Genomic DNA, 11850 nt, shown 5'->3' with positions numbered 1-11850 from the left:
CATTTGTGCATTGATGTTATTGCGGCCCAGGTGTGCCACACCAATCGGACCCTGCGAATAATAAGCCTGGTGCTGCGGTGACCAATGCAGGTTTACATTCGACAATACCATCGGAACATCCAGGATCGGTGAAGCTTCGAAAAGTGGCTTATAGCCTGCCGCCGTCAGCTTGGCATAAGCGTCAGTTGCTTTCGCTCCGATCAATGCCGACAGTTTCTGATTCAGTTGCTCAAAATCGTCGTCTGCTGCGGTGCTGTTTTGCTCTTCAAGGTTTGTTTCGACGATTTTAGCCGCAATAGGCTGTGCGATGGGATCCAGCGCAGGCATTTTCAACAGTAACATACTATTGAATTTGAATTTGGAACTATCCACCTGCACCTCGGCGCTTCCGACAGATTGCAGCCAGTCTGCGCCGACGAATTTGAATGGACCTGAGAAAGTTGCCGTTCCGGTTTTATCATCAAAACGAAGTGCATTCGCTTCATCGATTAACCCGTCGGCTCCCGGCGGCGGTACTACTTTGAATGCTTTCTGATCCTCATCATAATTCAATGCACCTTGCGCGAGGTAGATATCTTCGTCGCCATCCGATTCTTTGGGCGACAAAAAGCTCATGTACATCCCGCGCGTTTCATTATAATGCAAGCCTACTGACAACGGTATTTCGTGCTCGTTTTTCAGGTCCTTGTTGATCTTGATAGCGACAGTTTCGCCCGGGGATTCTTTATAAACAATCCACGAGCTCTGAAAATCCTTCCTGAACTTGATTACCGGCTTTACAAATCCGTCCAGTTGCAGGGAAGGCTCGTAAGCGATCAGGTTAATGCCGCCTTTGAACTGGATCCGCGGAGAAAGTACCAGGTTCTCTTCTTCTTTTACATCCGCGCGCGCAGTGGTGTAGTACCTGATAGCAGCCGGCTGATTGTTATTCCTGGAACGTTTCCCTTCTGTTGCAGAGCCGAATTCACGCAACTCGAAATTCTGCATTTTGATATTGAAAGTATCTTTTCTCGCCGTGATATACTGGTAGGTGGCCGAACCTTCAAAATGGTTGCGGGAATCAATGCGTATGTTCGCGTCGCGCATTCTGTGCGCTACATTCAGTGTATCAATTTCAATGCGGGCATTTTTCAACGGCGCAATTTTGCCTTTGCTGTCCACACTTACCACTCCTTTATCAGGAATGATCTTCACGTCGGCAGTCTGAATGAAGGGAACACCTTTGATGTTGAGCGACACTTTTTCGATATCATATAAAGCCTCGGAACCACTGAATGTCAAACCTTCCTGTGTTGAATCCGTCGAGGTATAAGTGGAAGTTTCACCTATTCCTTTCATCAGGATTGTCTTTTTATTCATATCCCATTTCGCGCTCCCGATCAACGTTTGGTAAGAGGCAGTCGGGATTTGCATTCCCGAAGAATCATTTCCAAAGCCGGTTTCATCTGTCAGAAAGTTGGCAACCCCGGTTTTGAAATTGAAATCAATATTAACATTGTTACCAGTCAGCAGCTTTTTAGCCGACTTAACCTCGCTGCTGTTGATTGCAAATGAAGACCGGTTGGCCAGAAAACCATCTTTATTAAACTTGATATCTGCCGAAGAAAGCTCCGAATCGGCACGTTTCAGCTTTCCATTACCGTATAAACCAGTCGAGCGCAGCAGCAGACTTCCTTCCAGGTTGGTTGTTCCATTATGAAATGAGAACGATTTTCCGGTTGTGTTAATGAACATACTGTCTGCATTCGGGTACCATTTCAATGCATAATCTTTCAATGCTACTGCCGGAAAATACCCTTTTCTGATCGTCGCTTCCTTAATAGACGCAGTTTCGCCCGAAGCCATGAGCGAGTCGGAGGCAAGTACGACGTTCTTTGCAGTAATCGTGGTTGATAAATATTTGATAACCGCCTTTGAATGCAAACCGGTGTTATCCATCGTCAGCGTGTCGGTAAACCTGGCCTGAGCCTGTCCATTGTAGATCGGCATATCCGTCACTGGCGGCTTGTATTCAAAACCGAGCGAGTTGTCGGGCATGCTTTTCAGCACGGTTTTGATTGGAGGTATAATGCCGCCGGAAGTAAAGGTACCGTCGAAAATAACGTCGCGCTCGTCGAGCCCGCCCATATCGAGTTTTGGTATTTTGAAAAACACATTCTCTTTCGGATAAGTAATCGGACCGCGTTCCTCCTGGTCAAAAAATACCGTCATACCATCTTCCACCACCAATCTCGGCGATTTTTTCATTCCTTTCTGCAAGCCCGACTTGTTCTTAGGATCGCTCAGATAAAAGGTACCTCCCTTATCATACTTCACGTGGCCGCCTACCTCGCCTTTCTGACCTTTTGCAAATTTTTCTTTCGGTGTAAATGTGATCGAATCAGAAGGCGCCACATTCACGAAAAACTGATTGTAGTCAAACTTGATGTTCTGCCCGCGAAACTGGTAGTTGGAAGCCACCATTCTTCCATTCAATGTAAAATTCCTGTTTTTACCAATAACCAGCTTCTTGTCAGAAGGTACCGCATTGATTTTCAAAGAATCACTAACAACAAATCCCGTCACACCCAGAACAGTCAGCAAGGTATCAGGCATGTAAATGGTCGCATTTGCAGTTTCATTGTTGGCTGTATATTGCGACGCAACCTGGAAGTTGTCGTAGTCTGCCTTGTCAATATTTGCGAGTACATATAATGCACCTTTCTTGCTCAATGCATATTCATCCGTGGCTTTATTATAAATGAAATAGCCTTGCAGCGTCAGTCTGTCAAGCGTATTGCGTACGATTTTAGGGTTTTGTTTAAATTTCGCGGCCAACTCTTCTGAAAGAAATGCGGATTTCTTGGTCGTCTGCACATAGCTTGCCGCCATATTCAGAGGCTGAAAACCATATTCCTTAGCTATTTCCCGGAAACGTTCTTTTTTGAAAAAATCCTGAGACTCCAAGGTAACTGGCACTACCTGCTTGCCGTCAATCCGCAGAAATTCGAGCTTATCGTTAGTAAACCGCCAGCGCATTGCCTGGGCCCAGATGTTCATCTTGTGATAACTATCCTGGTAGGGCAGTGGCGCATAATCCGTTTTCTCCATTCTGCCTGTTTTCAGCAGACCTTCGTCGTCATTGTATTTGAAAGTAACGCCCTGGTGGTAAATAGAATCGCTGCCGAGCGGCATTGAAAAAATGGCAAATGAAGAGGAGATCACCGAATCACGCAGCGCAAACTTCTTGCTTTTGGCAGTAAATGCGATTTTATCCTTATACTTCACATTGACAGTCGAAAGCTGGTCGCTGAGCGAGGTACTGTACATATCGGTACCAATCAGCGAAAAGCCGCCTTTGTAATCAATGCTCTTGCGGGTATCTTTCAGCCGCGCGTCAATTCCGTTGGATACGAAGCGCGGGTAAGGTGCAGGCTGACCTTTTGTTTTCTTCACCCCGCGGTATTCCAGCTTACCTTTGATAGGACCGGCCAGCTGCTGATCGTGGTGCAGCGTTACATTTTCTGCAACTATTTTAGGTTGGGCGATATTGAAAGAGTATGCATCCAGATCCACATATATTGAAGAATCTCCCGCTGCAAGCCAGTCAAACTTCCCGTTTTTACCAGCAAAAATCCCATCCTGCAAGGATACACTTCCATTACTTGGCCCGAAAACAACAGAGTCGCTGCCTGTTACCATCGCGAATTTTGCATTTTGTAAATCAACCAATGCACCTGAAATGATAGGTACCGGGGCCGATTTGGGGGCAATTACAAAATTGGTATCAACCGGCGTGTCCCAGCTGTCGTTGATAGCAGCTTCCACATTCGCTCTTTCCACATTCGCCGAGTCAAACCGGAATTTATAGGAGCCTTCGACCAGATAAAGAGAGTTATAATTCGCCGCGTAAAGCTTTTTACTTTCATTCAAAACCCGCACAGTTTCAAAGACTTTTTGCAATGTTTTGCCATCGTACTTTTCCCCTGCATGTGCCGCGAGATTGAGAAAACTGTCGAAATTATCGGGTGCGTTTTTGGCCAAAAAAGCTGCATTCCGCGTAAGCAGGTACAAAACAGGTCCCGCCTTCTGGCCTTTTGCCACCTGCGCTTTCACGATCGCAGTAAACTTCATCTGCTGGGAAGTATTGAATGCCGACATCCAGATACTATCCAGCTGTGCGGCCGCCCGGATGTATTGCGGATTGCGGCTTCCGTCCATTGCCTTTTTAAACTGCACCATGAACTGGGCAGGTTCGTCGGGCAATTTCAGGTTTTGGGCAAATGCGGTTTTGCCAAGTAAGATGAAGCAGTAAAGCAGTAAAGTAAAGCGGATTATTCTCATTTTTTTGGCTTTTAGCTATTGGCTGTGAGCGGGTAGCTTTTGGCTGTTTGTCAGTTAATCTTAGCCGATTTTTGGTTTTTCAAATACAACGGTCGCCCATTGGTTGCGTGTATTTGATCTTAGTTTTTTAAGGCCGGCATCGAATGCACATTGTTCGATATCAGCCTGATCATTCTCATAAAAACCACTTGTTACCAGCCAGCCGCCGGGTTCCAGATGTTGCACATAAGTCGGGATTTCGGCTAACAGGATATTGCGATTGATGTTGGCCAAAATTCCACCGAATATCCTGCCTTCCTGCACTTTGCTGATCGTACCCTGAAAAGCTTCGGTTTCAGCAGTAAGCTCATTCATTTCGAAATTTTCGACTGTATTTTCCACTGCCCATTCATCGATGTCAAATCCAAGCAAACTGCTTGCACCCAATTTGGCCGCCAAAATGGCTAGGATACCGGTTCCGCATCCTACATCCATGATTGAAAGTCCCTGGTGCGGCAGGTTCAGCTGTTCATTCATCACGAGCCAGGTGGTTTCATGGTGCCCGGTACCAAACGACATTTTGGGCTGGATCAGCAGATCGTATTTGAATGCAGGATCCGGGTTATGAAATGTAGCCCTCACCCGGACTTGATCACCGACCTCGATCGGCTCGTAGCTTTTCTCCCACTCCTCGTTCCAATTTCTCCTTTCTAACGATTTCCAGGTAGCCGCTATTGCCGTCAGATCCAGGTATTTGGCGATAATGGATTGCAGTGCATTTGCATCAAAATCTTCTTCCTGAATGTAAGCCAGCAGTCCATTGTCTGTTTCAACAAAAGATTCAAAGCCCAGCTCACCAAGCTCGGCCATTATAATTTCTGAAAAATCCGGCTCAATGGTCAAATCAACTTCTATGTAGTTCATGATTGCTGTTAATCGTTTTTAATGCTGGAAAAGGTACTAAGAATCTGGGTTTTTGGCAGAAGTACATGTGAAATATGGCAGTAATCAGGAATAATTAATCCCGGTATTTTAAAATCAAATTTTTAAATACCGGGATTAATTATATAAAAGTTGATGTCTATCAACCTATATATGGCTGTGAGTAATTGCAATTTTTGAAACCCTGCTCCTTATTAAAAAAAGCCCGCAAATGCGGGCTTTTGGCTTCTTTATCAAGGCTTTCTTCTCTTCGTGGCCAGATCGTGCGCGGTGTCGTAGTAGGATCGCAGGTTTGTCCAGTCGAAAACGTCTGAGATGTTTTCAACCCTGTTTCGCTGCATAATGCGGTCGCGGCGCTGCATTCTTACGAATTTGAAAAGTATGTCTGCGAGTTGGTCTGCGGCTTGCGAGAAGGTTTGTGATTTTCTGTTGATCACATAAATACCGCGGTTTTCGTAATCCCGCATGATCTGCATGATATAATCACCGAAACCGGATAAATCGCTGGTAACAGTAGGTACGCCGCGCACCACGCATTCCAGCGGCGTGTAGCCCCAAGGCTCGTAGTAGCTTGGGAAAACACCCAAATGGCAGCCGCGTACAAACTGACCATAATCCAAACCAAAAAGCGGGTTGGTGGAAGATATGAAATCCGGGTGGTACACGATCTTCACACGGTCTCTTTCATTGTTGACCAGATTTGCCCTTTTGCAAAAATCCGTAATCCCGTCTTCCTCTTTCAAGTCGTGAGTTACAAACGCAGGTAACTTGTCCGTTTTCCAGCTCTGGATGGTTCTGCGTAACCTTAGCCGCCAGTACTCGTCAACGAAGTTGTTCAAATCAGGCATTTTGTGATCGGCGCCGGAAGCAGTGGCGAGGAACAGCTTCTCTCCTACTTCCTTCTCGATTGCGGTACAGGTTTCCTGCAATTCATTCAGAACCGCTCTCGACTGTAATACATCCGGATTCACGGAATAATAAGGCTGCTTGGTCACAATGAACATCACGACCGTCATATCCATATTCGCCTGCACCATTTTCCAGTTCAGGCGCGCAAGTGCTTCCAGGGTAAGATCGTAACCTTTGTTACTGTACTCGTAGCGACCGGAAGTAAAAAAGTAAAGTGTTTTGTCAAGATCAAAAGAGTAGCTCGGGAAGAAATGGCCCAGGACAAACTCGTGAATGCGTTCTTTATGTTTTAAATGCAGGTTTTGAAATTCATGAACAGCCTGGAACCGTACTACATTCAGTCCGTTTGGCGTTACGAGATCAGGCATCCGGCCCAGGAAAACCTCGCATTCGCGGGCTGTAACGTCGCTCACTGTGGTGAGTACATGCGCATTCAATGCAGCTTGCCGCTCTACCGAACATTGCGCCAGGATGTTGTAATTCTTGGCCTCCTGTTCCCAATCAAAAAAGGGCAGTTTGCTGTAAAAACCTGAAACATTTTGGGCCAGGTAGCGGCCGAGCATCGTTGCGTGGGTCGTAAATGTGAGCGCCACTTTTACATTGTCCCTTTTCAGCTCAGGCAAGCCGCTGCTCGACATCCATTCGTGAAACTGCGCAGAGATATCTTCCCGTTTTGCATTATCTTCTGCATATTCTTTCAGGAAAATGCGCACCATTTCGCCAAAACACAAAGTCTGATTAACAAGGTGTTCCACGTTGATAGTAGGAATGCGGCTTTTTTCCCAGAGGTTGAACTTGATCGTATCAAGCTCTTTTGCAATGCTGTCAAGGTCAAAAAGAACAACGCGGGGTTTGCCGGTAACGAGCCAATATCCATAGTAAACCGAGTACCCCATTTCACGCATTCTCTTCACAACCCTTCCCGCCGGTGAATCATCAAGATCATTGATCACCTCAAATTCAGAACTCGCTTTTTTCTCGAAATATGGGCCCAGCAAAAAGTAGTTTTCATCCCACTTTTCAACCATTGCCGGCACTTTGGTCCTTATAACAGTATATATTCCTCCAACTTGATTACAAACCTCCCATGCAACTTCAAACAGGACGTTTTTCTTCGTGGTTTTAACAAAAGGTTCCAATATGGGATGTATGTTTAAACGTTACCATCGGTAATTCAGCGATTAAATGCGCTATTTTAGTCACAAAAAACCTTGTAATTACACAATAAATATGCAGAAAAATTATTCACAATTACAACAATCATGCACTTGATTATTCGCTGAAATACAGTGCCGAAAATGGCGAAATATAACAATGACAAGAATTCCTCAAATGACTGCCAGCTTAATTCAGAGCCGCAAATGAGCTCATCCTTACATGAATTTAAGTGCCTTGTCGGCTAACTTTGTTCCAAATTACGTTACTTTGATTGGATTAACATTTTGCATTGGTCAGATAGTGAAAAAAATTAAAATAGTTGCGCTTTTCTGTGCAGTGATCATGTTTTCGTTGGAAAGTTGCATAGCGCAGACTACTGAAATTGATAATCCTTTGCCTCCAAAAAGAGAATTCAGGGCTGTTTGGATCGCAACCGTCGATAACATTGACTGGCCGAGCAGTAAAAATCTTATACCAGAAGAGCAGCAGGAAGAGTTCTCCAATCTACTTGATTTTCATAAAAGAGTCGGAATGAATGCGGTGTTTGTCCAGGTAAGGGCAGCAGGGGATGCATTCTACGCCAAGAGCCCGGAACCATGGTCTGAGTGGCTGACAGGCCGGCAGGGAAGAAGGCCGGAACCGATGTGGGACCCGCTGGATTTTATGATCGAACAGGCACATCAGCGCGGACTCGAATTTCACGCCTGGCTTAATCTCAACCGCCTCGTTCACAAGTCTTCAACCAGCGTATCCGCTGATAACATCAGCAAAACCCACCCCGAATGGATCCTCAGCTACGACGGTTACAAGCTATTCAATTTTGGAATCCCGGAAGTAAGGCAGTTTATTACAGATATGACCGTCAATGTTGCCAAAAACTACGACGTAGACGGAATTCATTTTGACGATTATTTCTATCCTTATGCTTCTCCCGGGCAGGTGATTCAGGATGAGGCTACTTACCGGAAATATGGCGCTGGCTTCTCCAACAAAGCAGACTGGCGCAGGCACAATGTCGATTTATTGGTAAAACAGATTCACGATGCATTGTATGCTGCCAAACCAAAACTAAAATTCGGTATCAGCCCCTTTGGCGTGTGGCGGAATAAAGACCGTGATCCCGAAGGTTCTAAAACCTATGGCGCCCTGGCTTCCTACGATGACCTTTTTGCTGACAGCCGTAAATGGGTGGAGGAAGGCTGGATTGATTACATCGCGCCGCAGGTCTATTTTTCATCAGGATTCGGACGGGTTCCATATAGAAATCTGGTCGATTGGTGGACTGAAAACCGCTTTGAAAGACACTTATATATAGGAATGGGCGCATACCGCGTCGGGTATAAAGACCGAGATACTTTTTGGGCAAACCCCAAAGAAATTCCCAATCAGGTAAGGTACCTCAGAGAAAGTGAAACAGACGGGGCCATATTTTTCAGTTCAAGGTCTTTGCGTGCGAATAGCCTGGGATTTGTAGATTCACTCCGCCGCGATTTTTTCAAGTATCCTGCATTGGTCCCGACGATGCCATGGAAAGATAATGTGCCTCCGCTCTCTCCCAAAAGCCTGAAAGCTACATTGTTGTCAAAAGGATTGGAACTTACCTGGGAAAAGCCGGATGCAGCTTCGGACGGGGATAAAGCGTGGTATTATGTCATTTACAGATTTATGCCAGACGAAAAACCAACCGCCCACGATCCTACTAAAATCCTTGGAATGTGCCACCAGGGTGAAAGATTTGTAGATACCGGTGCTGAATCGGGACAAAGATATGTTTACTATGTAACTGCCGTAGACCGGCTGCATAACGAAGGCCGGCCAATAGGTCCATTGAAGGTCGAAGTGCACGATCAGAAACTCGTCAGATTTTAACATGAGCAACGCCATTCAATACGAATATAAATCCGAGTATCTGACTACTTCGGTCCCGACTAAATACAACTCCGACAATCTTCGTACAGAAGAAATGGTGTTGAATGTGGGCCCGCAACATCCTTCTACACATGGAGTTTTGCGATTAGAGGTAGTTACTGACGGAGAAGTAGTTGTTGACGTTGTACCGCATTTGGGTTACCTGCACAGATGTTTTGAAAAACACGCTGAATCGCTTCCATTCAATCAGACCATTCCTTATGTAGACCGGCTCGATTACGTTGCTTCTATGAACTCCGAGCACGCTTATGTGAGAGGTGTTGAGAAAATGCTGGGCATTGAAAATGATATTCCAAAAAGGATCGAATACATCCGCGTCGTGGTAACCGAGCTGAACCGGCTGGCTTCGCACTTTGTCGCGCTGGGTACTTATGCAATGGATATTGGCGCTTATACCCCTTTTTTGTGGATGATGCGAGACCGGGAACAAATCCTGCGGCTGCTTGAATGGACCTGCGGGGCGAGAATGCTCTATAACTACATCTGGATCGGCGGCCTGTTTTATGATCTGCCTGTCGGTTTCGAGGAAAGATGTTTAGAGTTTATCAAGTATCTCAAACCTAAGTTGATCGAGCTGCAACAGCTTGTAATTGATAATAAAATCTTTATCCAAAGAACTGCAAATGTGGGAATTCTCCCGCTGCCGGTCGCGATTAACTATGGCTGCACCGGCCCAATGCTACGGGGTGCCGGGCTGAGGTATGATTTGCGGAAGGTAGATGGTTATTCCGTTTACCCTGAACTGGATTTTGAAATACCAATCGGTGAGGGTAAAATGGGCACTACCGGTGACTGCTGGGACCGTACCTGGGTGCGGGTGGTGGAATGCTGGGAATCCGTAAAACTGATTGAGCAAAGCCTCGCGCAACTCACAGGTGATTATAAAAGAACGCGCGACTTTGATCCGCAGGCTGTAGTACCCAAGAAGATCCGGCCGAAAGCAATGGACTTCTATATCAGAGGCGAGAGTCCGAAAGGCGAGCTAGGCTTTTATTTCCGCTCTGACGGCCGCTCAGACATACCATTCCGGTGCAAAGCACGCTCCTGCTGTTTTAATAACCTGCATGTAATCGGGGAAATATCAAAAGGCGCTTTGCTGGCCGATCTGGTTGCGATAATTGGTTCGATTGATGTGGTAATGGGGGAGGTGGATAGGTAGGCCCCCCGCCCCCCAACCCCCTTAAGGGGGCTTTCTTATAAATACTGAGCAAAAGTTAAGTCCCCTTGAGGGGATTTAGGGGAGAAAAAAAGAGCCACCTCCCGGCAGCTCTCTCATTCATTCAACATCTTAAAGACCTAAGCTTCCTGAGCCACCCCTACCAGCTCATTTTTCGCCAGGAACTCGGCGATCTGAACTGCATTGGTTGCTGCACCTTTGCGTAAATTATCAGCCACAATCCACAAATTCAACGTTTTAGGTTGAGACTCGTCGCGGCGAATGCGACCTACAAAAGTTTCGTCTTTTCCGTGCGCTGTTAGCGGCATCGGGTAAACTGCATTTCTTGGATCGTCCTGAACAACTACACCTTCCGTTTCAGAAAGGATAGCACGCACTTCATCCAGATCAAATTCATTTTCAAATTCAATGTTCACCGCTTCTGAGTGACCGCCAATTGTTGGAATGCGAACCGTTGTAGCAGTAACAGCAATGCTGTCGTCGCTCATGATTTTCTTGGTCTCGTTGGTCATCTTCATTTCTTCCTTGGTGTAACCGTTATCGAGGAAAACGTCGATATGCGGCAGTACATTGAGGTCGATCTGGTGTGGATATACTTTGCCTTTGCTGTGGTCCCCTGCGCGCTCAGAGAAAAGTTGATCAACTGCTGCTTTGCCGGTACCTGTTACTGACTGGTATGTGGAAACAACGACACGTTTGATCTTATATTTTTTATGTAATGGATTCAAAACCACCACCATCTGAATGGTAGAGCAGTTTGGATTCGCGATAATTTTATCTTCTTTGGTAAGCTCAACTGCATTGATCTCAGGTACTACGAGTTTTTTCGTAGGATCCATTCTCCAAGCTGAGGAATTGTCTACAACCGTAATTCCAGCTTCTGCAAATCTTGGCGCAAGTTCAAGGGAAGTACTGCCGCCTGCCGAGAAAATAGCAATCTCAGGCTTAGCTGCAATCGCGTCCTCAAAACCGATCACCTTGACCTGTTTACCCTTGAATGTAACTTCCTTACCAACAGATCTTTCTGATGCAACGGCCAACAATTCCGTTACCGGGAAATTACGCTCTTCGAGCACTTTGAGGATTTCGCCGCCCACCAAACCGGTAGCGCCTACTACTGCGATTTTCATTCTTGCATTAAGATTAAATGGATAAAAATTGACTGCTTCCGCCAGAGGCGAAAAGTGCCGCAAATTTACGACGAAATTTTAGCATTACGCCCCGAATCTTTCATTAATGTATTTAAATACAGTATTTAACAAAGCTGCCCACAGGTTAACCTACCTTCTTTAGCAAACTAAAACCTGTAAACCTGATCCGGGGTGATGCAGTTGTTGAGTGGAATATCATATAAATCAGTATCTGTAATTGCTTCAACCGGCCCGAAAAATGATAGTCCGATTTTAACCACATCATCCCTGCATTCTTTTAGA

General features: G+C 45.8%; 6 protein-coding genes. 2 read left to right on the top strand and 4 right to left on the bottom strand.

Going from position 1 to position 11850, the window contains the following annotated elements; translation table 11 throughout:
* The 3 genes from ACTIE6_RS23530 to ACTIE6_RS23520 all read right to left on the bottom strand — a co-directional run.
* On the bottom strand, positions 1-4323 hold a 4323-nt coding region (locus tag ACTIE6_RS23530; RefSeq protein WP_439558956.1), incomplete at its 3' end, for a hypothetical protein.
* Between the two features lie 60 nt (positions 4324-4383).
* The gene (gene prmA, locus ACTIE6_RS23525) at positions 4384-5226 is read right to left on the bottom strand and encodes a 50S ribosomal protein L11 methyltransferase (protein ID WP_439558955.1); all 843 of its coding nucleotides are present in this window, start codon (positions 5224-5226) and stop codon (positions 4384-4386) included.
* Between the two features lie 251 nt (positions 5227-5477).
* On the bottom strand, positions 5478-7292 hold the full coding sequence (locus ACTIE6_RS23520; RefSeq protein WP_439558954.1) for a glycosyltransferase: 1815 nt from the start codon (positions 7290-7292) through the stop codon (positions 5478-5480).
* 319 nt (positions 7293-7611) lie between these two features.
* Here ACTIE6_RS23520 and ACTIE6_RS23515 point away from each other — a divergent pair, with 319 nt between their 5' ends.
* The gene (locus ACTIE6_RS23515) at positions 7612-9180 is read left to right on the top strand and encodes a glycoside hydrolase family 10 protein (protein WP_439558953.1); all 1569 of its coding nucleotides are present in this window, start codon (positions 7612-7614) and stop codon (positions 9178-9180) included.
* Between the two features lies 1 nt (position 9181).
* On the top strand, positions 9182-10399 hold the full coding sequence (locus tag ACTIE6_RS23510; RefSeq protein ID WP_439558952.1) for an NADH-quinone oxidoreductase subunit D: 1218 nt from the start codon (positions 9182-9184) through the stop codon (positions 10397-10399).
* Positions 10400-10536: 137 nt separating this feature from the next.
* Here the strand turns inward: ACTIE6_RS23510 and ACTIE6_RS23505 are convergent, their stop codons facing one another.
* A complete protein-coding gene (locus ACTIE6_RS23505) occupies positions 10537-11547 on the bottom strand; it encodes an aspartate-semialdehyde dehydrogenase (RefSeq protein ID WP_439558951.1) in 1011 nt (336 codons plus the stop codon).
* Positions 11548-11850 lie beyond the last annotated feature (303 nt).

This window comes from Dyadobacter sp., from assembly GCF_051859145.1.
Classification (GTDB): Bacteria; Bacteroidota; Bacteroidia; order Cytophagales; family Spirosomataceae; genus Dyadobacter.
This window is presented reverse-complemented; position numbering and strand designations above follow the sequence as displayed.

Bases quoted from the DNA above. Each gene is read 5' to 3' on its own strand.
- prmA (WP_439558955.1), bottom strand. From the start codon at position 5,226: ATGAACTACATAGAAGTTGATTTGACCATTGAGCCGGATTTTTCAGAA.
- ACTIE6_RS23510 (WP_439558952.1), top strand. From the start codon at position 9,182: ATGAGCAACGCCATTCAATACGAATATAAATCCGAGTATCTGACTACT.
- ACTIE6_RS23505 (WP_439558951.1), bottom strand. From the start codon at position 11,547: ATGAAAATCGCAGTAGTAGGCGCTACCGGTTTGGTGGGCGGCGAAATC.